The following is a 24,422-nucleotide window of genomic DNA, read 5'->3' as shown; positions in this document are numbered from 1 at the left end:
TGTTCACGTCGTCCTTTTCGATGGGCGTTCCCGTGAAGCCGATGAAGGAGGCATTAGGCAGCGCATCGCGCAGATATTTCGCGAAGCCATAGGCCATGTCGCCTGTCTTGCGCTCGATGCGCGCGCGAAAGCCATACTGGCTGCGATGTGCCTCGTCGGCAATGACGACGATGTTCCGCCGTTCGGAGAGGACCGGATAGTCCGCCGCGCCCGTCAGCGGCGAGAATTTCTGGATGGTGATGAAGACCACACCGCCCGAGGCGCGGCTCAGCGCGGCCTGCAGATCCTCGCGGCTCTCGGCCTGAACCGGCGTCTGGTGGATCAGATCGCGGCACATCGAGAAGGTCGCGAAAAGCTGGTCGTCGAGATCGTTGCGGTCGGTGATGACGACGATGGTCGGATTTTCGAGTTCGGGATGACGCACAAGCTGCCCGGCATAAAAGGCCATCAGAAGGCTCTTGCCCGACCCTTGTGTATGCCAGATGACGCCGATGCGCTTGTCGCCCTTCTGATAGGACCCGACACCCGGCAGGCCGAACGTCGCCGGGTCCTCAGCGAAACCCGGCGCCCTCGCCTCACCCTCCTTGTTGAGCGCGAGCGCACGCAACGTCGAGGCGACCGCGCGCTTCACCGCATGGAACTGGTGATAGCCTGCAATGATCTTCGCGACGTCCGATCCCGTTTCGCCGAAGACCGTGAAGTCGCGCAACAGGTCGAGAAGGCGGCGGGGCTCGAAGATGCCTTCGATCAAAACCTGCAGTTCAGGCTCGCCCTTTGCCGCGACGACCTCGCCATCCGTCGTGCGCCAGGGCATGAAGCGCTCACGGTCGGCGGTGAGCGAGCCGACCCGCGCGGTCAGTCCGTCCGAGATGACGAGAACGGCGTTGGTTCGGAAGAGCGAGGGGATTTGGGTCTTGTAGGTCTGAAGCTGGTTATGCGCGCCGGTGAGCGTGGCGCTCTCGCCGCCGGGCGCCTTCAGTTCGATGACGCCGAGCGGCAACCCATTGACGAAGACGACAATGTCGGGCCTGCGGTTGACGCCACCCTCCACCACCGTGAACTGGCCGGTCGCCAGAAAATCGTTCGCAGAGGGGTCGTCGAAATCGATGAGGCGCACCTTGTCGCCGCGGATCGTTCCGTCCTCGCCGTAAAACTCGACATCGACGCCCTCGACCATCTGCCTGTGGAGACGCCGGTTTTCCTCTACGAGGGAAGGCTTTTCGGTGGCGACGAGTTTGCGCAGCGCATCGCTCCGCGCCTCGGCGGGTATGGCGGGGTTCAATCTCTCGATGGCGGCGGTGAGACGCTTCAGCAGCAGCACATCTGCAAAGGCCTCGCGCTCGGGCGTCTTGCCGTCGGGGCCTATGTCGGTCTCGAAGGCGACGGCATAGCCGAGCGAGCGCAACTGCCCGAGCAGCAGGTCTTCAACCTCTGCTTCGGAGATGAAGGCCATCAGGCAACCTCACCGACAAGTGTCTCTGCATCCTTCACGCGGATTTCGCCTGACATGAGCTTGGGGAGAAGGAGATCGCGGGTGGCAGCGAGTGTGAGAGTTTCTTTTTCGTTGGATACGATCCGGTCAAATAAAGGAACGGCGGTTGCGTCGAAGGCTTGAAGTAGCCCAGGTGTAGCAACGGTTACTTCAATCGGTCGAAAGTTCGCCTTGCTGATTTCCTGGAATGTCGATCCGTTGGCGTTTTGATGAACCGTTTCCATATTGGCCAGCGTCCATAACCAGACGAAGACGTTCGAGAGTCTCTTCTTGCAGATCATCGCAATGAACCCTTGGTTCACCGCTGTAGGTATCTGAGCAATCGCCAAGTAGCCGATCGGCGCGCGCGAAGATAGAAGCACAGTTCCCACTGGAAGCAAGCCGGAGCTGATCTGCCCGAGTCCAGCGTCGGTGATCTGGCGCTCTGTGCCCAGTAGCACCGGAGTGCTCAACGAAGAAAGGTCTTTGGGTGTTGCCCATGAAATGTCGCCATTCCAGAAGGCGGTCTCCTTGGTGCTGGGGGTTGACCCACCAACGACATCAACCTCCTGTCCGATAGTGGACTCGCCCCATCCCTCCGGCTTGCCTTCGTAATCAAGGCGGTCGGGGAAGAGAGACCAAATGTCCGGCGCGAGGTAAGGCGCGCGGCCTTCTATCTTCGCGCGGGTCGGACCGAAATCGACGAACCAATCCTTGAAGATCGCCCGCGCCATCGCCTCCAGCGTCTCGTTCATCCGCCGGTTCAATTCGATCTTGTCGTCAAGAGCCCCGAGCACAGATGCAATTACAGATTGCTCCGCAGGATCTGGAAATACAGCGGGAACTGGATGAACAAAGTTTCGATTAAGTGACGGTTGAGCACTTCCAGAGTTTAGACCAGCCAAATCGAACGTCTTGAGAAAATAATACGCAAACCGGGGGTGATTGCCTTTGAAGTCTCTAACGTAAAGGCACGTGTTTAGCGGCCAGTAGTCCCGGTCGATGTAAGAAACAACGCCCGCAGACGCTCCACTTCGGCCTACAATTACACCAGGTCCTTTGCAGGCGGCCTCGTCATGCCAGCCCGTGATTCCAAACGACCCCATAACTGGAACCGATCCAGGCCGACGTTGTGCAGTGGGCAGATCAATTCCTCGCTGTAGGGTGACAAGATCGCCAATTGTCCTTCGATGCCACTGCCCCATTACACGGCTACGCCTCTCAGGCTGGCTCGTATGGCCGCTGTCAATCGGTCGGCCTCCTCGAAGTGGGTTTCGAGCTTTTCCTGAAGTGCCGCAAAGCGCTCCTCGAACGGAACGTCGTCTTCCTCCGTCTCCGCCGCGCCGACATAACGCCCCGGCGTCAGCACATGGCCGTGACCCCGGATATCTTCCAGCGTGGCCGATTTGCAGAAGCCCGGCACATCCTCGTAAGCCCCTGCCCGCGCCTCGCCGCGCCAGGCATGGTATGCGCGGGTGATGCGGTCGATGTCTTCGTCGGAGAATTCCTTCCGTGTACGGTCCACCATATGGCCGAGCTTGCGAGCATCGATGAAGAGGATTTCGTTTCGCCGGTCGCGCAGCTTCACATCGCGCGCAATACCGTTGGAGCGATCGCGGGCGAGGAACCAGAGGCAGACGGGAATCTGCGTCGAATAGAAGAGCTGGCCGGGCAGCGCCACCATGCAATCGACCACGCCGGGCTTGCCCTCCACGCCCTCGATCAGCGCGCGGCGGATCTCGCCCTCGCCGGACTGCGTCGACGACATGGAGCCATTGGCGAGCACCACACCGGCCGTGCCGGACGGCGAGAGATGATGGACGATGTGCTGCACCCAAGCAAAGTTGGCGTTGCCTGCCGGCGGCACACCGTATTTCCAGCGCACATCCTCGCGCAGGCGGTCGCCGCCCCAGTCCGAAATGTTGAAGGGGGGATTGGCGAGGATGTAGTCCGCGCGAAGGTCGCGCAGCTCGTCTTTGTGGAAGCTACCATCGCTGTTCCAGCGGATGTCCGCATCGATGCCGCGCACGGCGAGGTTCATCTTGCAGAGCCGCCAGGTCGTGTAGTTCGACTCCTGCCCGTAGACGGCGATGTCCCCTATTCTGCCCTCATGCTCCTCGGCGAATTTTTCCGATTGCACGAACATGCCGCCCGAGCCGCAGCAGGGATCGTATACACGGCCCTTGTAAGGCTCGAGCATCTCGACCATGGTGCGAACGACGGAGCGTGGCGTGTAAAACTCGCCGCCGCGCTTTCCCTCCGAGCCCGCGAACTGGCCGAGGAAATATTCATAGACACGGCCGAGGACATCGCGCGACTGTCCCCTCTCCTGCCCCAGAGCTATCCCTGAGATAAGGTCGATCAGTTCGCCCAGCATGACGGCGTTGAGCGCGGGGCGCGCATATTCCTTCGGGAGAACGCCTTTCAGGCTTTCGTTGCGCTTTTCGATGGCGATCATCGCCTCGTCGATCAACTTGCCGATGCCGGACTGCTTCGCATTCGCCTGGAGATGCGACCACCGTGCCTCCTTGGGCACCCAGAAGATGTTCTCGGCGGCATAGGCATCCGGGTCTTCGGCATCCTCCGGATAGTCGGCCAGCAGCTCGGCGCGCTTCGCCTCGAAACTGTCGGAGATGTGCTTGAGGAAGATCAGGCCGAGCGCGACATGCTTGTAGTCTGACGGCTCCATGTTGCCGCGCAGCTTGTCGGCGGCCTTGAAGAGCTCCGCCTCGAACCCGAGATCGCCCTTGTTTTCCTTCGCCTGCTTCGCCGTGGCGGGTTTTTTCGCCTTCGGCCCGCGCGTTTTCGGCTGTCCGCTGGACATTCTTCCTCTTTTCGCTTGTCGAACGGAGAACGGCCTGGCTGGCCGCCAGGCGACCATCCCCCTCCCCCGAATCCGAGACTTTAGCGAATGATACGGCAAGTCTGAACAACCAAAAGCCCGTGTGGCGGGCACGGGCTTTGACGAGGGATTTGGACGGGACGTGAGGGAGGATCCGAAGGCCGGTGGCGACCCTCTGGATGGCCACTTTGCGCCAGAAGCGGTCATTTAGAACGGGTTGTCGAGATATGGGAGTCAATCATTGGGACGCTAAATCCTAGAGTGCTAAGATAAACAGGGTTCGCGTGTCGAAATTTTGATCTTGGTCATACTCTAGTGGGACATCCTTGGATCAGGTAGCAATCCAGCTCGCGCAGCTGGTCGCATATTCAATGTTGACGCTTTCGAGCATTTTGGTCGCATCAGTCTCGTTGATGTTTGGCTATCGCCAGAACTTTGGCTGGAAACCAATTGCGCTGGTTACATCGCACGGATTTTCGGGCGGAAAGATAGAGGGCTACTACGGTGCTACGCTCGACATAGAGATTTGGAACCGGCGTAGGTACCCTGTAGTGGTACGTCACATAGAAGTAAAAACCCAAGTAATTGAATTCGAGAGAAGTCTGAAGGGATCGATTTATCCGGATAATTGGTTCGTAAATCGGAAGAACCAACTCATCTACAGGACGGAAATATCATTGGATCCGTCGGGCAAAGCCCCCCTCTCCTTCGAACTTCCATTCAAGAAGCGTACTCTTGACGACTTGGTTGACCTCTTCACAATCCGCATCGACTATTTCGACCCTCGCTTAGCCAAGCTTGAAGCAATCGACATCGAGTACAAGTTCCACTTCGCTGTTGTCAATTGAACGCAGGGCCGCGTCGATGCATCTTCTTTACTGTGATGAAAGCAACATTGATGAGCGCCCACGCGATTTTCTGGTCTACGCTGGGCTGATGATTTCGGCGGATGCTGCGCCTGAACTTTCGGCGGCAATAGAGAAGATCAGGAACAATGCAGGTATCCCGCGCGACTTCAGGCTCAAATTCAACCCCCGTCCAGACAACCTCGACCACGCGCAGTTCAGGGAGGTTAAGCAACAGATAATCGAGGCTGCCGTCGCATACGACGTAGGATTGCTCTCATATATGATCTTGCACGACATCTGCGTGAGTATGGACGAGGCGCGCCGTAACGGCATCAATACGGTTTGCTACCATTTCGACCGCTGCCTTGCGGAATTGAAGTCAAAAGGCCTTGTGCTGATCGACAGATTCAACGATGAGGGCAACGAGATCAATGCCCACCTGCAGGAGAAGTTTTCCGTCGGTGTAACAGGAATGCCTTATTCGAAAGAGATACGGCTCTCCAATATCCTCGGCTTGCATTATTCGGCCATTGGACAATCCCACTTCACATCCCTGATCGATGTAGTTGTCGGCTCCATGCGATGGGCGATGAACCAGCACACACGGGGCGCGAAACAGAACTGGGAGAGTGCTCGCACCCTGCTCGCGTTGCTCTCGCCGCTCTTCGTTCGGACGAATGGCAAGGAGGAGGTCTCGGAGTTCGGTCTGTTGTTCTCGCCGAAGGTCGTCAGGTCGCCGCACTACCGGGCGATATACCAAGGCCTGAAGGATTTCTTTGCCGAGGCCGGGATCATCGTCGCCCAGGACATCACCGGTGAACGCAACCACTGAGACGACTGCTACAGTTCCAACCAAATTTTCTTAATTCCAGCAGGCACTTGCTGTCGAAATCAGGAATAATCGATGACCGTTGATTGGACGCCAGTATTCGTCCTACCGAATATTCCGTTGGAAACTGCAATCGGTTGCGACATCGCAGCGGTCACCCCCACGGACGACCGTCGTATCGTAGCCCTTAAGCGAGAGCATCCCACGTTTAGGCAGTTCCTCAGCCGCTTCAGCGACAATTTCGGAGAGAAGTTCGAGCCCGCCGTCCTAATACTCAACACAGCCGCCTCGTCGCGCTTTCGCGACGTAGCGGCGTTGGCAAGCTTCCGTGACCTCATCGCGCTATCAGCGATCACCCACGGGCGTGCGCTTGAGCTTCGACATCCCCGCGGGCATCGCGTCCGCTTCGGGGAAGCCTTCGCGATATACCCCTGGATGCTAGACCGACATTATGAGTACGTGATCGGTAACACCCCAGCCATCCTCGGTACGCACGAGGTCACCAGCTTCAAAGGCCAGTCGTCGCCCGCCTTGTTTCGCACGACTCTCTACGAAAACGACATCGACCAACCGCTCCTTGCCGCACTCATGGCGCTCTGGCTTCGGCGCTATGAAGCCGCAGAGCCCGCGTGGAAGGATGTTGCGCTGATGCGCTCGCTCAACATGGCGTATCACGCCTCGCTTTTGCCGGCAGGGACGGACACGACGTTCTACGACGTCGGCCGGATCGTCTCACTGTGGGTCAGCGCCTTCGAAATCCTCGTGCACCCTGGCGGCAGCGGGCAGGCCACCCGAGACAAGGTGTTCGAGATGATCGAGCGCACGCAATGGGCAATCCCAGCGAGCGGCCAGCTCGCCTACGACACCGGTGGCAAGACTAAACCGGTGAAGCGAACACTAGCCTCCTGGCTCTACCAGATGCTCCACGAGTGCAGAAACGAGTTCATCCACGGCAACCCGGTCGAGCGCGGCAGTCTCTTTCTTGATATACCACAGCGGACCATCTTCGAGTTCGCCGCGCCGCTCTACCGGATCGCGCTAACAGCGTTCCTCCCACTCACATACGACATACCGACGCCATCTGTCGACGATCCGAACGCTTTCGGCGCCCACATTGTCGATCGTATGGATTTTATCGGTCCCCAGAAAGGCGCAGAGGAAGCACTGCTCACCGCGACGCGGCGGCCGGCCGAACGCGGGAGGAGCCGCGTTCGGGTGTCCCGCCCCGCGTCCTAGCCGGTTGGTTCGGCGACTGAATCGGCGATCATATCCTCGAGGAACTCGGACGATCTGTCTGTTGTGGTGAGGCAACTCCAGAAAGCAGCTGGGAAAGTCCGCTCCTGGCGCAAAGCGGACGACAGGTAATTGCCCACCTGGAAGGGTTTGGCTTTAGCTCAGATTGTCATGAAGCTGATTGTAGAAAGAATGAGAAGATTCCACGCCAGTTTGTGAGAAACGGTTCCCGTGAATGATCAGATTGGACGTAGACTTCAAAAGCAGAATGGCAGTGCGCGCCTTCAAACGCGCGCGCCGTTATCAGGAAGTAAGTGTCATGCGGTGCGCTGTCCTAGCAGTCCTCTTCACGTTTTCTTTGTCGCTGCACACGCTGCCTGCTTTCGCGGTCGAACCTCTGCCCGCCGTGAGCTTCCGGCTCTCCTGCTTCAACGACGACCGAACGGACACGGAAGGAGAAACGGACGCCATCCTCGCGCTGCTTGCTTTCGCGGCGGCACATAATGGAGAGCCGGTCTATCTCGATGCGTCGATCGAGGCAGATGCCGGGTCGGGTTTCTGTTCCCGCGACCTGGCGATCCGCAATCCCCACGGCGGCCGCGAGGACAGCAAGCCGAACCGGATTTCATTTAACGGCTGCATGGCCGGGGAAGAAACGCCCTGCATCGAGACGGACATGGTGCAGATCGATGCCGACGGCCCGCCCCTCGCCTATCGCCATTCCGTCGTCCTGCCGCCCGAGGCGCTTCTTCCCAAAAACCTTCCCTACCGGATGGGAAACTATGGTGACTGGCTGAACTACCGGGGCCCCTTCATCGCGCATCATTACGAAGGCACGGGCTATGCCTATGCCACATTCCATGTGCCGGACGCGGCGCTGGCCTATGTCTGGGAGCGCGCGGCGGAGATGTCGAAGCGGACAAGCACGGATGAATAGAACCGCGGCCCTTGCCGCCGCCATCCTTTGCGCCGCGCCCGCTCTCGCCTCTGATTGGGCCCTGTCGCCGAACGGATATGGGCCGGTGACCATCGGCATGTCGTCCGACGAGGCGTCGCAAGCGCTTGGGCTGCGCCTGCAAAATGACGGCGAAGGAATGCCCGATGCCGCCTGCCACCATCTCGCTGCACCGGCCGGTGAGGACAAGCTGCGCTACATGGTGCAGAACGGACGGATCGTGCGTATCTCGCTTTATGAGGGACCGAGCGCCGTCGCAACCGACAAGGGCATCCGCCTCGGCGATCCGGCGAGCAGGATCATGGACAGCTATGGCGAGGAACTGGAGATCGAAGCCCATGAATATGTGAAAGGCGAATATTTCACATCCTGGGACGAGACAGCGAAGCGCGGCATCCGCTACGAAACCATGACGGACGATCCCGGCCCCTTCATCGCCCCCGGCGCCGCGATGGTCTTCCGCATCCACGCGGGCGGCGAAGCGATCTTCCTCATCGAAGGCTGTTCCTGAGCGCACCTATTCCGCGAGCACCGTCACGTTGCAGACGGCCCTGTATCCGCCGTCCGCCCATGTGAAAAGATCGGTTCCGCCGGTAATGAAATCGGGATGATCCGTCTCCCCCGTTCCCGGAAACCGAACCTCTTCCTTCCAGCCCGACCAGACCGTCTTGCATTTGCCAGCCTCGCCCTCCTCTACCGTGCAATCGTAAAGCGTCATGGTGCAGCCGCCGGAGCCGCACCATTCCGGATCCCAACGCTGGATAAAGAAAAGCGGGGTCTTTCGCGCGGCGGGCACGGCGACAAAAGCGAACTCCTCTGTCCGCAGAAGCCGCCAGTCGAGCCCGAGCGCCTGTTTGGCCCAGCCTTCATCGTGTCGTGTGAGGCTGCGCGTGGGCTCGCCCTTCGTCCAGCCTGCCGGAGACGGAATGGTCAACCTCTCCACCTCATCGTCCTCGCAGGGAAACGCCGCGAAAGCCTGCACGACCGGGAGAAAAAACGATCCGGCGGCGAGTGCTAGAAGAAGACAGGTCCGGAACAAAACCAACATGGATTGATTCCCCGTTCGATACAGATCGGACAGCTTCCGGCGCTTCAAAGACGCGGCGGAAAGTTGACGCAAACGATCCAGATTAGTGAGGTGAAAGAGACCTGCCAACAAGGAAGGCGGCGAGAGACAAAAAAATCCGTCGAATGACGATTCCCGTTGAAGTGCCGCTTGAAACTTCTTGTCGATGCCTCCAGTTCGCACGAACATCAGTTTGCTGACAGTCGTTTTCCATCGTTCACCGGCCGCGGCCGCTCATGGAGACATGCATGCCGATCCTCATCAGGGGCGGGGGACTCCATCACAGGCATGCCGGCGCGTTTCTGGCTGCGCTCCTCTTCTGCGCTCCCGCCTCGGCCAATCCCGACCTCGAAAACTTCCGTGACTTTCTCGACGCGCGCGAGAACAACGGCAGCATCACCGGTGTAACAGGCTGTCAGCCCGCCTCCTTCGAAGCGGCCTGCCGCGGGACCGCCGTTTCCACCGGCGCCAATGCCAATCCCGGCTGGCAGGGGGCGAATGCGGGGGACCCCGTTACCACCGGCATCAACGCCAATCTCGGCTGGCGGGTCGGCATGCTGGCGGGCCAGCCGCTGGTCGAAATGGCGATCAACTGGACGCCGAAAAGCCTCGAAGGGATGCTGCCCGCCGGCTATGCGAAAGCCGATCCCGGCCTTGTCGCGGGGCTCGACCCGGCCGCCAATGCGAAACTCGACCTCTATGACGTGCATATCGCCATCGCCTTCGAGCATGAAGGACGGACCTACACCATCACCGACACGGTGGGCGTGCCGGCCCGGGCCGGCAACGAGTCGAGCTTCAACGTGGCCGGCAGCTATGACTGGGGCGGGTTCATCCGGGACGGCAATGGCAACCTTGTGGACGGCGAGACCGCCAAGGCCATCGTGAAGGCCGGCGTGAAGCCCATCGGGGCGGCCATCGTGCAGGCGAAGGTGAATACGTTCGACCTGCAGACCTACTGGCACGACAAGAACGTCGACCGATACAACGCGCCGTTGCGCGAGGCGGTGGAGAGCCAGCTCCTGCTGCTCGACGACACGTTCGGCCTGCCGGTGGACGAGATCAGGGTGGCGCTTGCGAACTACGAAGCGGAGCACAGCCCACAGGAGGTGAACAGGAAGCTCGTCTCCATGTTCGAGCGGCTGACGCCCGCGAACCTGCCGGAGAAATATCTGGGCACCGGCCTCGCGCGCGACATCAAGCTGCGCATCTATGCCAATGCCGTCGGCGGCATAGACGGCCGGCTCCGCAACCAGATGCAGGAGCTGCCGCCGCAGCCCGGCGGCGGCGCATCGGGCTACGAGAGCTGGCTCGAGCAAACAAAAGCCCTGTTCAGGACGCGCGAATTGCGGCTTGCACAGCTTCGCGACGACGGGCGCGAGGCACAGCGGATCGAATACGAGATCAAGGAGGAAGAGCGCCGCGAGGCAGAGCGCCGCGCGGAAAAACGCGCCGAGGAAGAACGCGAGGCGGCCCGGGAAGCCGAACGCCGCGACGAGGAGCGCGCGCGGCGCGAGGCGAAAGCGCGGGCGCGCTACCGGGATGTCCATCGTCCCTATGGCGAAAGCGACGGCGGCTGGAACGGCATTACCGCGAGCATCAACCAAATGGTGCAGCAGACCTATGGCGGATACAACGCCAATGCTTATGCCGATACGGGTGGAAACTACATCAGTAGTAGCTCCGGCACGTCCTATAAACCATCTGGGTATGTGTTCAAATATCCCTGTGAGGTAAATGGCGAACGGATCTGCGCACCATGAGCGGCGCCAGCATGCAGATCACATCCGCCGACTACTCCGCAGCGTTGAACCATGTCGCACGCATCGCCCCACGCTATGAAAAACTCAATCCGGAAGCGTTGAACTGGAGCGAAACGGACTGGCGCAATCTTCATGAGCTGCGCGAGAAGCTGCTGGCCGATGTCGGCGCGTCGATGCGCAAGCGTGGCGTGGCGGAGGAGGCAGTTTCGAAGCAGCTTCGCCTGCTGACGCTCGCCATGCTCGACTACGAGCTGACACATCTTCTGCCGCTGCACATGAAAGCCTGGCTCGAAGGCTTCGACACGGAGATTCCGGGCGGGGCCTATGCCGCCTTCTTCGCCCCCTGGCACGATCACCTCGCCCCCTCGGCTGCGACGCAGGACGATCTCGTTGCGGTGTACGACGATCTCTCGCATCACTTTCCGGGCTATGCGACCTGGCGGAAGATGGAGCATGACGCCGCAACCGGCATCGAGGACGTGATCCTGGATGCGGAACTGATCGAATATCAAAACGCTTTCCGAACGGCGAAGCAGAAAGAAGCAAAGCCTGCGGCGCCGAACACGCCCGCTCCCGCCGCCGCTGCACCGAAGGCGGAGGCTGCACCCGCAACGGCGAAGCCGCAGGTCACACTCTCCTTTCGGGAGCGCCTGCGCCGGCAAGGGGAAGACGAGACAGCGCCCGGCTGGACGGCGGTTTTCTTCTTCTGGCTCCTGCTGGCGACGGTGCTCACCGCACCGGTGGCGGCGGTTGCGGCGCTGATCGGACATGAAGGCATCGCACCGAACTTCGGGGCGATTGCCGGAGCTGCACATGTTCTTGCAGCGGCGCTGATGCTGGGCGTCAGGTTTCTTACCGGCCGCAGTCTCGCCGCATGGGCGACGCCGCGGCAGTGGAGGTCGGAGGCCGGCTGCTTCTGGTTCGGCATCGTTGCGGGGCTGACGGTTCTGGCCACGCTGGCGGGTGGCCTCGCAAACTATATCGGCCCCAACATGGACCGCGCCGAGACCGTGCCGCTCGCCATCGGCACTGCGGTCTTTTTCGGACTTGCCGCGCTGGCCGGCTATTTCTGGCATCGCCATGAAAAAGATTTTCCGGCGGCGCGACGCACGACCGAGCTCTACGAGGTGGATGACAATCCGATCCAGTGGTGGCAGGTCGCGGCCGGCCTCTTCTTTCTTCTCGTATTCGCGGCCTATGGCTTCCTCGCCTTCGATGTGCTGCCGCCGGTGGCCTTTGCGGGCGGCCTGTTCGTGGCGGCGCTGGCGGGGTGGTTCTTCAGCAATGGCGGCAGCCTGGTCTTCACGCTCGTTGCGACCGCCTTCGTCGCGACCGTGCTGCACGCGATGGTGGCGCCGCCGCCCGCGCTTCTCTTCGCGCTGCTCGCGGGCGCGGCTTTCGCGCTGGGGCTCAAGCTTTTCCATACGCTGCGCCGCCAGCGGCGTTCATGGGTCATGAACGCGCTTGTCATCGCCTCGGGCGCTTTCCTCTTCGCCTATCTGCCGATGGAAAGGCCGGTGGCCTATTATCTCTCCTACGTGGCGGGGCCCCTTGCCCGGCCCGCCGCCGACGCGTCGATCGACGCCTATCTGGCGCTGGAGGAAACGCCGCTCGGCAAGTCTTTTCTCGACACGCTTGGCGGCGTCGACGAAAAGGCGACGGCGGTGCGGGTCGTCGAGGCGACGAATGTCGACAAGGACCGCACGGAAATTCTTTTCGTGATGAGCAATGCGGGCGACCTGCTGATCCGCGAAGTGACATTCACGGTGAACGGCAGCTGCGCCGGCAAGCCGATGCCCCTGCGTTTCGCCAAGGCAATCGCACCGGGCGACGAGGCGGGGCTGAAGATCACCCTCTCCCGCCCGGACGATTGCAGCGACGATGACTGGTCTAACTGGACGAAAAGCGTGTCGCGCGGCTGGTGGGAGAACCGGTCGAGCCCCATCATGGTGACGGTTATCGAGGCGGAGAGCTACGACCCGAAAGCACTCTTCAAGGAAGAAGCACTTGCCTGGCTCGAACTGAGGGAGGAGTAGATGCGCGCTCGCGCCGCCGGTTTTGCCTTCGTTATCCTTCTCTCCCTCGCGGCAGGCGAGGCGGCGGCGCGGCCCGGCGGCCATGGCTACGATCCCGCAGACGCCTGCGCGCAGAGCTTGGACCTATTCCGTCGTGGTTGACATGCCGCTGTCGCGCGGGCTGGGATAACGGTCGCGCGACGAAAAGGGGGGCGCATGATCATGGAGCGGTTTCGCGCCGCGAGCCACGCCGAGAAATGGCAGCTAGACTATCTTTTCGATCTGAGTTTCCAGGCTTGGCTCGTCCATATCGGCGTCGTCACCGCGGTGATGGCGCTGCTCGTCTATGTCTGGCCGGGCGAGGTCTGGCCTTTCGTCTGGTACGCCGCCATGTGCGCCTTCTCCGGGGGCCTCGCGGCGCTTGCCTGGTACTACACGCATCGCCGCCCGGCGGATGAGGGCGAAGCCCATCCCTATGGCCTCGCCCATACCGGGCTCACCACACTTGTCGGCATCACCTGGGGGCTCGGCGCTTTCGGTGCGGCCACCGGCGATTTCCACCATCTGCTCGTCTATTCGCTGGCGCTCGGCGGCACCGCGCTCGGTGCGGTTTCCTCGCAGCATGTGCTGCCGCGCTCCTGCTTCGTCAGCCTCTGGACTTCGGTACCGCTGCTCGGCCTCGCGCACATCTTTCACGACCCGGGTTTTTTCGGCGCCACGATCTTCGGCATGATCATGCTCTATGCGGGCGTGCTCTCGATCCTCACCGTCCGCATGCTCCGCTTCATGCGCACCAATGTCGATCTCACCCGCTCACTCGATGCGAAGCTCGCGGAGATCACCGAAATGGCCGCGGAGCTGGAAGAGGCGCGGCACGAGGCGGTGGAAGCCAATCTATCCAAGTCGCGTTTTCTCGCTCATGCCAGCCACGACCTGCGCCAGCCCATTCACGCCATAGGCCTCTTCACCGCCTGCCTGCGCGATCTCGATCTCGAGACCGAGGCGCGCCAGCATGTGAGGAGCATCGACGATGCCGCGCGCTCGGTGAGCCGTCTTCTCGGGTCACTACTCGACATTTCGCGTCTCGATGTCGGCGGCGTCGAGCCCCAGCCCGAACGATTCGCGCTTGAGGAGTTTCTGCGCGGCATCATCCGGCAGAACGCCGACGCCGCGCGCGACGGCGGCGGCACGATCGAAATGGAAACCAGGGATATCTGGGTGAATACCGATCCCGCCCTCTTCTCCACCATGATCCAGAACATCGTCTCCAACGCGCTGAAATATGCGCCCGGATCGAATGTGCGGATCGTCGTCCGCCGCGAGGGAGGCCGCGCCGTGCTGGAGATTTCAGATGACGGTCCCGGAATCGCCGAGCAGGATCTCCGCCACATCTTCGACGAGTTCTATCGCGCCGAAGGCGGGGACGCGCCCAAGCCGGATGGCCTCGGCCTCGGCCTCGCCATCGTCCGCCGTCTCGCGGGGCTTCTCGGTCTTGAGGTGGAAATCGCATCCGCCGCGGGCCGGGGCACCACGTTGCGCATCTCGGGCCTCCCCTTGTCGGAACCCGGCGCCGCCACCGTGCCGCGCGCTCATCGCCAGCATCCCCTGACTGGGCTTCGCGTCTGCGTCGTCGATGACGATGCGGAAGTGCTGGCGGCGACGGCGACGCTGCTGAAGCGATGGGGCTGCGAAGTGGCGGAATTCACCGGTCTGCCGGAGGCGGCCTGCGGCTGCGACGCCATCGTCAGCGACTTCGATCTCGGCGGCGATCTCGACGGGCTCGATGTCATAGCCCGGCTGCGCGAGATGGAGGGGTGGGAAGTGCCGGCCGCCATTCTCACCGGCCGCTCCGAGCCGGAAACGCTGAAGCGTCTTGCTGGCTCCGGCATCCCCCTCCTGCGCAAGCCGGCGCACCCGGCGGAGCTTCGCGCGCTCCTGACCGGCTTCGCGCTTGGTGATGAAGCGCTGGAGGACGAGACCGCGGCGTCCTGACGGGCTAAAGCAGTTTCATCGCCACGCCCGCCGCCGCCGAGCGGCTGGCGACACCGAGTGTCCGAAGCAGCGCCGATACATGCATCCGCGCTGTCACAGGCGAGATGCCGAGTTCGCGCCCGATCTCCTTGTTGGTCATACCCGCTGCGACGAGCTTCAGCACTTCGCGCTGGCGCGGCGAAAGCTGCACGTCGCTTTCGCCCGCGCCCGTCCTTGCGCCGCCGGGCGTCGGTAGATGCGCAGCCGCGGACTTCACCACGATCTCGCCGTCATGGATCGCGCCGATCGCCTCCGCGATCTCGTCCGGCGGTACCGCCTTGCCGACAAAACCGTCCGCGCCCGCCGCCATCACCACGTCGATGGTTTCGCTGTCATCCGCCATCGAGACGATGGCGAGTGTCGCGCGCGGGAAGCGCCGCCTCAGCGCCGCGATGGAGGTCTCTGCGGCAAACCCCGGAAAAATGAGGTCGAGCACGAACATGCCCGGCGCCGCGCCGCTCTCCGCCAGTGTCAGCACTTCCTCGAACGTGCCTGCCTCCTCGATCGCGGCTCCAGGCGAAACACGCGCCAGGATATGGCGCATCCCCATCCGGAAAACCGGATGGTCGTCGGCCACGATGATGCGTTCTGCGCTCAAGCTTCCCGTCCCCTTATGCCGCCATGGAGGCGAGTCTATCCATGGCCGTGGTTAATGGCACCTGTACACCTGTACATCTGTCGTCCAGCCCGCCCGCCGCTGATTATGCCCGTGATTTTCTTCAATGACGGGCTGTGGGGACCGATCATGGGCGTGGCAAGCGGAAATCGGGTAGCGACAGGGCGGCGCACCATGCGTGTAACCACTTGGCGCTTCATGCGTCTGCGGCGCAAGGCTGTGCCACTTGCTATCCTCCGGCGCAACCTGACACGGCGTCTTCTCTCCGGCGTCGGCATCGCCGCCCTCCTCGCGGGCGCGAGCCTAGCGCTGCTTCCAGCCCCCGCCCGCGCGGACACCTCATGGACGGGCGCCGTCGATGGCGACTGGCACAACGCAGCCAACTGGTCGAACGGCGTTCCCTCCAACACCGGCAATGATGCCTATATCACCGGCCCCGAAACAGCCACCGTCTCGCAGGCGGCCTCCGGCGAGAACTGGACATGGGTCGGCTACGGCAACGGCAGCAGCGGCGCGATAAGCGTTGGTGACGGAGGCAGCCTCACGGCGGGCTGCTGTTTCTATCTCGGCGCCAATGGCGGCACCGGCACCATGACGGTGAGCGGCACGGGCACGTTCACAGCCTCCAATATCTTCATGCTCGGCGACTACGGCTCCACCGGCCACCTCACCATCGAGAATGGCGGCACCGTCAATAGCGGTTCATCGACTTATGTCGGACGGGCCAGCGGCTCCAGCGGTTATGCCACCGTCACGGGCGAGAATTCGCTCTGGTCCGTCTCGGGAAGCTCCCTGCGGATCGCGGGCGAGTCCGTCAACGATACCGCCTATGGTTCGGTCACCTTGTCGGACTCCGGCGTGCTTCGCGTCAATGGCGGCAGCGGTACGGTCGTCGTCGGTAATGCGGCGAATTCGACTGCCTTCCTCAATATCGGCGCGGCGGAAGGAGATGCCGCTGCGGCTGCGGGTAGCGTCGAAGCGGGTAACATCTCCCTGGGCAATGGCGATGGTACGCTCGTCTTCAATCATACGGAAACGGATTACACCTTCGCTCCGTCCATCTCGGGTAATGGCGACGTGCACCAGCTCGCGGGCACCACCATCCTCTCCGGATCGAATAGCTGGTCGGGAAGCACCCTGGTCGAAGGCGGTATTCTGCGCGCGGGCGCGGCGGGTGCTCTTTCCTCCAACGCCGCCTACACGGTCAATGGCGGTACGCTCGATCTCAACGATTTCGATCTCACTGCAACTGAACTTTCGGGCACCGGCGGCACGGTCGATCTGGGGACCGCCGAACTCGAAGTCGACCAGGACGGCGACTCCGTTTTCGATGGCCTCATCGCGGGTGCGGGCAGTCTGGTGAAGCTCGGTTCCGGCATCCTCTCGCTGACCGGCGCGAACACCTATTCCGGCGGCACAACGCTCGGCGAGGGTACGCTCCGCCTCGAAGACGACGATGCCATTGGCACCGGCGCACTCACCGTCACCGGCGGCACCCTCGACTATGATGACGGCATCGACCTGTCGAACGACATCGACTTGCGGGCGCAGGCGACCCTCAACGTCACCACCGGCTCCGCCACCCAGTCCGGCAATATCGGCGAGACGGGCGGCAGCTTCGGTATCGTGAAGTCCGGCGCGGGCATCCTCTCGCTCACCGGCGCGAACACCTACACAGGCACCACCACTGTTTCCGGCGGCACGCTGCGTGCCGGCAGTGCCGACGCTCTCGTCTCCGGCACCTACATCTTGAACGGCGGTACCCTCGACCTCAATGACTTCGATCTTTCCGCCTCCGGACTTTCCGGTGCAAGCGGTACCGTCGATCTCGGCAGCGCCGAACTCGAAGTCGATCAGGACAGCGACGGGGTCTTCGGCGGCATCATCTCGGGCGCGGGAAGCCTCCTGAAGCTCGGCTCCGGTATGCTCACCCTCACGGGCGGGAGCACCTATACGGGCCTCACCACCATACGTGAGGGGACGCTTGCTCTCGACGGCGGCTCTGTGGAGTCGTCCGACGACGTCATCATCGGAGATCTGGCCCATACGGTGGGTGAAGTCACGGTGACTGGTGCGGGAGCCTCGCTCGACACCGACAGCAGTGTGCTTGTCGGAGAGCTCGGTGAGGGAACACTGAACGTCGAAAATGGCGGCGTTGTGACGGCCGATGTTGTCATTGCCGGGCATCTTTCGGGTTCGGACGGAGCGATCCGTGTCACCGGAACCGGATCGCAGGTCAACAGCACCAGCTTGCTTCGGATTGGCGATGAGGGCGTCGGGCGCCTGATCGTGTCTGAAGGTGGCGCCGTGACGAATACAAGCACAGGCTATATCGGCGCAGGCACGAATGGTGAGGGCGCCATGACTGTCACCGGCACAGGATCGAAACTCGACAATTCCGGCATCCTCTATGTTGGCGGCGAGTACAATGGCGCGATTGGTGTCCTGACCGTTGCCGGCGAAGCCGCTGTCAATGTAGGGGCCGGCAGCGGCACAGTCCGTGTCGCGCATCATTCCGGCGCCACCGGCACCCTCAATATCGGTGCGGCGGAAGGCGATGCCGCCGTCGCGGCCGGCACACTGAATGCCGCCAGCCTGCAATTTGGTGCGGGTACCGGTCAGATTGTCTTCAATCATCTCGACGATGACCATGCCTTCTCCAGCGATGTTTCCGGCGCCGGCGAAGTGCTTCATCTTTCCGGCACCACCATCCTGACCGGCGAGAACACCTATACCGGCGGCACCACCGTTTCGGGCGGCACGCTCCGCGCGGGCCGCGTCGGCGCATTCACCTCCGGCGGCTACGAAGTGAATGGTGGCACGCTCGACCTCAACGATTTCGACCTTTCCATGTCCGAGCTCTCCGGCATCGGCGGTGCCGTCGATCTCGGCAGCGCGGCGCTCGCGGTCGGCAGCGGCAACACGGACGCGAATTTTGCGGGCGTGATCTCAGGTATCGGCAGCCTCGAAAAGACGGGCCTGGGTTCCTTCACCCTCGCCGGCGCGAACAGCTACACTGGCGGCACGACGGTTTCGGGCGGCACGCTGCGCGCGGGCGCCGCGTCGGCCTTCGTCGACGGCAGCGCCTATACGGTCGATGGCGGCACGCTCGACCTCAACGATTTCGATCTTTCCATGTCCGAGTTGTCGGGCACCGGCGGCACGATCGATCTCGGCGGCGCGACGCTTACCGTCGGCAGCGGCAACACGTTCACGAACTTCGCGGGCGCGATCGAAGGAACGGGCGGTCTCGAAAAGACGGGAACGGGAGAACTGACGCTGACCGGCGCGAACAGCTACACCGGCGGCACGACGATTTCCGGTGGTACGCTCGAAGGCAGCACGTCGAGCCTCGTCGGCGATATCGTGAACAATGCCACGCTCGCCTTCACGCAGGCATTCGACGGCACGTTCGGCGGCGTCATATCTGGCACGGGCAGTCTCGTGAAGTCCGGTTCCGGCGTTCTGACCCTGACCGGCGCGAATAGCTGGTCAGGCGGTACGACGATCCGGCACGGCACGCTCGAAGGCAGCACGTCGAGCCTCACCGGCGACATCGTCAACGACGCGGCGCTTGTCTTCGCGCAGGCGGGCGACGGCACCTATGCGGGCGCGGTCTCGGGCACCGGCAGCCTCGAGAAGACCGGCGCGGGCACGCTCACGCTCACCGGCGCGAACGGCTACACCGGCGGCACCACGGTTTCCGGCGGTACGCTCGCGGGCAACACGTCGAGCCTTCAGGGTGACATCGTCAACAATGCGAGCCTCCTCTTCGACCAGTCGGCGGACGGCACCTATGCGGGCGTCCTGTCCGGCAACGGCGACATCGTGAAGTCCGGCGCGGGGAGCCTCGTCCTCTCCGGCATCAGCGGCGCCTTCACGGGCGGCCTGGAGGTGCTGTCGGGCAGCCTCGTCGTCGACGGCACCTTCGGGGGCGGCCTTCTCGTCTCGGGCGGCTTCCTCGGCGGTTCGGGCACGGTCGGCAGCACCACGCTCGGCGGCGGCGCGACGCTCGCGGCGGGCAATTCGATCGGCACGCTCACCGTCGCGGGCGATCTCGCCTTCTCTGCCGGTTCTGTCCTCGCGGTCGAGGTGAATGACGGCGGCGACGCCGCGGGCGTCAATGCCGATTTCGTCCATGTGACGGGCGCGGCGACGATCGCGAGCGGCGCGGTCGTCGAGGTCGCGCCGGCGAACGGCACGGATGACGGCATCACCTATGCGCCCTCCACCACCTACCGGATCCTCACCGCCGATGGCGGCATCAGCGGCGTCTTCGACGGCGTCACGGCGGGCTTCGCCTTCCTCATGCCGGAAGTCTCCTACGACGCCACCAACGTCTTCCTCACCCTCACGCAGATGGCGGCCTTCGAGGATGTGGCGTCGACGCCGAACCAGCAGGGCGTCGCGGCCGCGGCCGAGGCGCTCGGCGCCGGTAACCCCCTCTATGACGAGATCATCGGCATGTCGGAGGAAGAGGCGCAAGCGGCCTTCGACGCGCTCTCGGGCGAGGCGCATGCAAGCTCGACCGGCGTCTTTTCCAGCTCCGCCGGGATCGTCCGGCGGACGATCTTCTCCCGTCTCTTCTCGCGCTTCGGCGCGCCGCGCGGCTTCGCGGCGGCGGAAGGCTATGTGCCGGCGGCGGGCGACGAGACGCCGCATGGCTATACGGTATGGGGAGAACTCGTCCGCGGCTGGGGCGAGACGGACGGGTCGGTGTCGGCGGCGGGCATCGAGCGCAATTCGACCGGCTTCCTCGGCGGCGTTGATCGCGAGATCGGCGAGGCAAGCCGCATCGGTATCGCGCTCGGCTACAGCCATGCCACCTTTGACGTCTCGGGGCGCGCCTCCTCGGGCGAAAGCGACAACTTCCATGTCGCGGGCTATGCGGGAACCGAACTCGGTCCCATGGACCTGAAGGGCGTCCTCGGTTACAGCTACCAGATGGCCGAAAGCCGCCGCCGTGTCGTCGTCGGCGGCGTCATCGACGATCTCTCGGCGGACTACGGCGCCCACACCTTCCAGGCATCGGGTGAGGCTTCCGTCGATCTCGCAGCGGGTCCCGTCACCCTGACGCCTTTCGCGGGCCTCGCCGTCGTTCATGTCGAGACGGAAGCCTTCACCGAGACGGGCGGGCCGTCGGCGCTTTCCATCGCCTCCTCCAGCAACACCACCGGCATCTCTGAGCTCGGTCTGCGCGCCGCGCGCGAGGCGGGCTCCCTCACCCTTTTCGGCTCAGCCTCCTGGCGTCACGTTTTCGGCGATGTCGAGCCCCTTTCCCGCGCCTCTTTCGCAAGCTCGCCCGCTACCACCTTTTCGGTTCGCGGCACACCCCTCTCCGAGGACGTCGCCTCCATCGGCGGCGGGGTCGAACTTCTCATCGCCGAGGAAACGACGCTCGAGTTTTCCTATCGCGGTGAATTCGCCTCCGACAGCCGCGACCATGGGCTGAAGGCGAAAGTTTCCATCCGCTTTTGAAAAGCAAAAATCAGCAACCGCGCGTTCGAGGAAATCATTGTCTCACAATAACGGGGCCCCTGCAGGTGGATGCCTGTTAGGCTGCATTTACTGCTTCAGGAGGTGTGACTGAGTCCACTCCTGGCGCAAAGCGGACGTTCTGCCCCTCCCCCCGCCGACAATCCCAATAACCCAGATTTAGTCGCCGCGAGCCAACGGCAACGGTGTTTGGCCAACACTCCCATAGAGACTGGCCTGACGAATGTTTAGTTCCATCAAGGCTTATCCCGTTGTCCCAGCCAATCAATATATTGAATTGACCAGCTGATAACGGACAAGTTGAGGCTAACGGCAAGCTTTGGCTCAAATTTTGAGCCATATTCGCCTCAATTAACGGTTTCATGGCCTAGCAGATAATTTTGAGCCGTATTCGTCTCATTTTCCTTGATTTTCGACCTGCATCTGTTATATGAGCCGTATTCGTCTCATTTCATGGCAACGACAATGGCTATTCCAGTTTTTGTGACATCGCCTAAGGAATTCGGCGCCGAGATTCGGCGGCGTCGCAAGGCCGGGAAGCTTACTCAGGCTGAGCTCGCCTCAGCCACCGGCGCATCTCGCCGCTTGATCTCGGCTCTCGAGAACGGTGAGCGCGGGGTCTCGATCGAAATGGCATTGGCAGCTGCCGTAGAGCTCGGTCTCGATGTGCGGCTGGAGCCCAGAACATGACACGAGAGATTGATGTCTTCTTCGAGGGCGAGGATGAGCCGGTCGGACGCCTCTCCGGCGACGAACAAGGCGCGCTCGCATTTCGCTACGGCTCCGGAGCGAAATGCCCGCTCTCGCTCGCCTTACCCCTCGAGCGCGAGATTTTCAGAGATAACGAGGCCCGCGCGTTTTTCGACAACCTACTTCAAGAGAATTCCTCACTCGAAGCGGTGATGGCCAAGCACGACATCAATCGTTCCGATATCGCCGGACTTCTTTATTATCTCGGACGGGACTGTCCCGGAGCGATCTCATGCGTGCCCGCCGGCGAGGGCCCCGGCAAGAAGCCGGGGAGGCTCGATAGGGACTACGAAATTCTGAACGCAAAGGATCTCGCCGGCATCATGCGCTCGCTGCGCGATGAACGGCGCTTGCCGCCCGATACCAAAGACCCGTCGCCGCTGGCGGGTGTTCAGGGAAAAATTGCGCTTGCCAGGCTCCCCGATGGCAGCTTTGCGCTTCCGTCGCGTGAAAGCGGCGTGCCAACCACGCATATTCTGAAGGTCCCTCGCCGCGGCGAAGAGGTACTCGTCGATTATGAGTATCGGCTGATGTCCCTTGCGGAGAAGATTTATGCGGACCAGGTTGCTCAAGTAGAGCCGCTGGAAATCGACGATGCGCGCGGCCTTCTCATTACACGGTTTGACCGTAACGTGACGAATGGCGTCGTGAGTCGAATTCATCAAGAAGATTTTTGCCAGGCAATGGGTCTGCCGAAGGGCCTGAAATACGAGCGATACGGAAAAGGCGAACGTATTTTCAATGCTGCCGCTGTTGGCAAACTGCTCGGACAAACGCGCCTGCCGGCGAGAGCCCGCCGGCTCTTTCTTCAAATGACGGTTCTGAATCTTGCTGTCGGGAACACCGACAACCATGCCAAGAACCACGCTCTCATTTATCGTGGAAGCACGCCCGAGCTCGCGCCGCTTTATGACGTCGTGCCCGTGCTTCTGGATCGAAGCGCCAATCACGACTTCTCCCTGCATGTCGGCGCCGCCGGCCAGATGGAGGCACTTACGCGAGACGCATTCTTCGAGTTTGTGCGGGCGGTAGGCATAAGATCCCGCGGCAAATCCGCCGAAGAAGAAGTCCTGAACAGCGTTCGGGATACTCTGACCGCCATTGCCGGCAATGTCGATACGTTCCAGGGTGGTCAGATGAAGATCCTCGGCGACATGATCGCCCATCAGATCGCGCTCGTTGCCGACGCGCTCGCCATATCCGTAGAAATACCCGAGCGCGACGCGTTTCTCAGGCGAGGCGGTGCATTTCGTTTGCAGAGCTAAGCGAACCAGACTTTGGAACTGCAAGCTTGGCCCGGAAAATCTGATCAAGTCCCACTACCTGCAGTAGAGAGATGGGACAACGGGATAAACCTCGTTCCATCCATCGCCTCCGATACCTCTAAGCCTGCTATCCCGCTCATATATCGAACTACGGGGTCCGTTGCCGAAAGGCGGCGGACCGGACGCCGGCTTTTCCTCGTCTCGCGCGCACCGCCCCTCCGTAGAAGAGGACGGAAAGCCCATCCTCATCATAGTGCCGCCGTGACGATTACGACCGGTCACGTGAGACTGGCCCCCGAACCGGATGGAGCGTCCCGCTAAGTGTCTGCCGCCGTTCTTGCGGTACGAGACTGAAGCCGAATGACGAAAATGCGCCATCGACGTGGCCAAAAGCCCGGCCCGAAGGGCAACGCCCAGTCCTGCGGCATTCGACAGCATGTATTATGGCTTCTGGGACGAGGCTTTTTTAAACCGGTCAACGGCTGCCTGATCGGACGCGATTTTACGAAGCGCGGCCCAATCGTCGGGCGGGTTGCCGTCCTCCAGCATCCCTTTGAAAACCTTGCAGGCATCGGTCTTCGCGCCATAGGTGCGCAAAGTCGTTTCATCATTCACCCAGGCGAAGATGATGATTTTCGCGGTCGAGTCATAGCGGAAAAATAGGCGGAAACGACCATTGCCGAATTTTGCCCGAAACCAGTGCTTGTGTGCCTCGCCGAGCGTCGAGCCTTGCCGATAGACGGTCGCAGCCGGATCGGCCGGGATTACCTGGAACACCAGCTTGTTCAATGCTGCCAAGAGCTTCGTGCTCGCGTTCCTTTGATATTCGTCGGGCTTCTTTGCCTTCAACGCCTCAACAGAGCCGGTCAGCTTTTCCAACTGATCGAGGAAGAGGGGATGCGCCAGAATGGTCCAGCCATTGATCGTAATCATGGCTAGAGCGCGACATCCCCATCAATCCCGGCATCAAGGTCGACGTCCATGTCCCCGACAAGCGCGGCCATGCGATCGCGCAGGCTGGCGGGCAGCGCAGCGACGGATGTGCCGGGGTGCTTGCTCATGTCCTGCGCCAGAAATTCGAGGAAGCGATCCACGACCGGATCGCTTGCCTCTTCCGCGACCCTCTCGACATAGACCCGGCGCTGATCGTCCACAACGAAGGTGATGCGTCCGCCGTAGTCCACGCCCAAAGCCTGCCGGACGCTTTTGGGAACGGTCGTCTGGCCTTTGGCGGTAATTGTG

Annotated in this window: 19 protein-coding genes; 12 read left to right on the top strand and 7 right to left on the bottom strand. The window is 62.0% G+C overall.

Annotation, left to right across the window (positions count from 1 at the left end; translation table 11 throughout):
* The 3 genes from ACKUUH_RS14900 to ACKUUH_RS14890 all read right to left on the bottom strand — a co-directional run.
* Positions 1-1,453 (bottom strand): type I restriction endonuclease subunit R (locus tag ACKUUH_RS14900; protein WP_407950689.1); only part of this gene is annotated, 1,453 nt, incomplete at its 3' end.
* The gene (locus ACKUUH_RS14895; RefSeq protein WP_407950688.1) at positions 1,453-2,676 is read right to left on the bottom strand and encodes a restriction endonuclease subunit S; all 1,224 of its coding nucleotides are present in this window, start codon (positions 2,674-2,676) and stop codon (positions 1,453-1,455) included. The genes ACKUUH_RS14900 and ACKUUH_RS14895, both read right to left, overlap by 1 nt.
* A complete protein-coding gene (locus tag ACKUUH_RS14890; protein WP_407950687.1) occupies positions 2,676-4,295 on the bottom strand; it encodes a type I restriction-modification system subunit M in 1,620 nt (539 codons plus the stop codon). Before ACKUUH_RS14890 ends, ACKUUH_RS14895 begins: the two co-directional genes overlap by 1 nt.
* 344 nt (positions 4,296-4,639) lie before the next feature.
* Here ACKUUH_RS14890 and ACKUUH_RS14885 point away from each other — a divergent pair, with 344 nt between their 5' ends.
* The 5 genes from ACKUUH_RS14885 to ACKUUH_RS14865 all read left to right on the top strand — a co-directional run bounded on the left by ACKUUH_RS14885 (position 4,640) and on the right by ACKUUH_RS14865 (position 8,689).
* The gene (locus ACKUUH_RS14885; RefSeq protein WP_407950686.1) at positions 4,640-5,161 is read left to right on the top strand and encodes a hypothetical protein; all 522 of its coding nucleotides are present in this window, start codon (positions 4,640-4,642) and stop codon (positions 5,159-5,161) included.
* A 16-nt stretch (positions 5,162-5,177) separates the two neighbouring features.
* Positions 5,178-5,993 carry a hypothetical protein gene (locus tag ACKUUH_RS14880; RefSeq protein ID WP_407950685.1) on the top strand — a complete coding sequence of 272 codons (816 nt, stop codon included), beginning with the start codon at positions 5,178-5,180 and terminating at the stop codon, positions 5,991-5,993.
* A 72-nt stretch (positions 5,994-6,065) separates the two neighbouring features.
* Positions 6,066-7,226 (top strand): hypothetical protein, encoded by a 1,161-nt coding sequence (locus ACKUUH_RS14875; protein WP_407950684.1) that lies wholly within the window; start codon positions 6,066-6,068, stop codon positions 7,224-7,226.
* Between the two features lie 316 nt (positions 7,227-7,542).
* Positions 7,543-8,160, top strand: coding sequence for a hypothetical protein (locus ACKUUH_RS14870; RefSeq protein ID WP_012111253.1), 618 nt, complete (start codon positions 7,543-7,545; stop codon positions 8,158-8,160).
* On the top strand, positions 8,153-8,689 hold the full coding sequence (locus ACKUUH_RS14865; RefSeq protein WP_012111252.1) for a hypothetical protein: 537 nt from the start codon (positions 8,153-8,155) through the stop codon (positions 8,687-8,689). Before ACKUUH_RS14870 ends, ACKUUH_RS14865 begins: the two co-directional genes overlap by 8 nt.
* Positions 8,690-8,695: 6 nt before the next feature.
* Here the strand turns inward: ACKUUH_RS14865 and ACKUUH_RS14860 are convergent, their stop codons facing one another.
* On the bottom strand, positions 8,696-9,226 hold the full coding sequence (locus ACKUUH_RS14860) for a hypothetical protein (RefSeq protein ID WP_012111251.1): 531 nt from the start codon (positions 9,224-9,226) through the stop codon (positions 8,696-8,698).
* A gap of 266 nt (positions 9,227-9,492) precedes the next feature.
* On the opposite strand from ACKUUH_RS14860, the gene ACKUUH_RS14855 reads away from it, so the two are divergent.
* Genes ACKUUH_RS14855 through ACKUUH_RS14840 form a run of 4 tightly spaced genes read left to right on the top strand, consistent with a single transcriptional unit; the run spans position 9,493 to position 15,014 of the window.
* Positions 9,493-11,007: a hypothetical protein gene (locus tag ACKUUH_RS14855; RefSeq protein ID WP_407950683.1), complete on the top strand. Its 1,515-nt coding sequence runs from the start codon at positions 9,493-9,495 to the stop codon at positions 11,005-11,007.
* Positions 11,004-13,043, top strand: a complete 2,040-nt coding sequence (locus ACKUUH_RS14850; protein ID WP_012111249.1) for a hypothetical protein — start codon at positions 11,004-11,006, stop codon at positions 13,041-13,043. Before ACKUUH_RS14855 ends, ACKUUH_RS14850 begins: the two co-directional genes overlap by 4 nt.
* A complete protein-coding gene (locus tag ACKUUH_RS14845) occupies positions 13,044-13,184 on the top strand; it encodes a hypothetical protein (RefSeq protein WP_168713199.1) in 141 nt (46 codons plus the stop codon). It abuts the gene before it with no gap.
* A gap of 54 nt (positions 13,185-13,238) precedes the next feature.
* Positions 13,239-15,014, top strand: coding sequence for an ATP-binding protein (locus tag ACKUUH_RS14840; RefSeq protein WP_407950682.1), 1,776 nt, complete (start codon positions 13,239-13,241; stop codon positions 15,012-15,014).
* Positions 15,015-15,018: 4 nt separating this feature from the next.
* On the opposite strand, the gene ACKUUH_RS14835 is transcribed toward ACKUUH_RS14840, so the two are convergent.
* A complete protein-coding gene (locus ACKUUH_RS14835; protein WP_012111247.1) occupies positions 15,019-15,651 on the bottom strand; it encodes a response regulator transcription factor in 633 nt (210 codons plus the stop codon).
* A gap of 192 nt (positions 15,652-15,843) precedes the next feature.
* Here ACKUUH_RS14835 and ACKUUH_RS14830 point away from each other — a divergent pair, with 192 nt between their 5' ends.
* The 3 genes from ACKUUH_RS14830 to ACKUUH_RS14820 all read left to right on the top strand — a co-directional run bounded on the left by ACKUUH_RS14830 (position 15,844) and on the right by ACKUUH_RS14820 (position 23,180).
* A complete protein-coding gene (locus ACKUUH_RS14830; RefSeq protein ID WP_407950681.1) occupies positions 15,844-21,147 on the top strand; it encodes an autotransporter-associated beta strand repeat-containing protein in 5,304 nt (1,767 codons plus the stop codon).
* Between the two features lie 471 nt (positions 21,148-21,618).
* A complete protein-coding gene (locus tag ACKUUH_RS14825; RefSeq protein ID WP_407950690.1) occupies positions 21,619-21,855 on the top strand; it encodes a helix-turn-helix transcriptional regulator in 237 nt (78 codons plus the stop codon).
* On the top strand, positions 21,852-23,180 hold the full coding sequence (locus tag ACKUUH_RS14820) for a HipA domain-containing protein (protein WP_407950680.1): 1,329 nt from the start codon (positions 21,852-21,854) through the stop codon (positions 23,178-23,180). Before ACKUUH_RS14825 ends, ACKUUH_RS14820 begins: the two co-directional genes overlap by 4 nt.
* 441 nt (positions 23,181-23,621) lie before the next feature.
* Here ACKUUH_RS14820 and ACKUUH_RS14815 read toward each other — a convergent pair whose 3' ends face one another.
* Complete coding sequence (locus ACKUUH_RS14815; protein ID WP_407950679.1) at positions 23,622-24,113, bottom strand: type II toxin-antitoxin system YhaV family toxin; 492 nt, start codon at positions 24,111-24,113, stop codon at positions 23,622-23,624.
* 2 nt (positions 24,114-24,115) lie between these two features.
* Positions 24,116-24,422 (bottom strand): type II toxin-antitoxin system PrlF family antitoxin (locus ACKUUH_RS14810; protein WP_407950678.1); only part of this gene is annotated, 307 nt, incomplete at its 5' end.

The organism is Parvibaculum sp. (genome assembly GCF_045863935.1).
Lineage (GTDB): Bacteria > Pseudomonadota > Alphaproteobacteria > Parvibaculales > Parvibaculaceae > Parvibaculum.
This window is presented reverse-complemented; position numbering and strand designations above follow the sequence as displayed.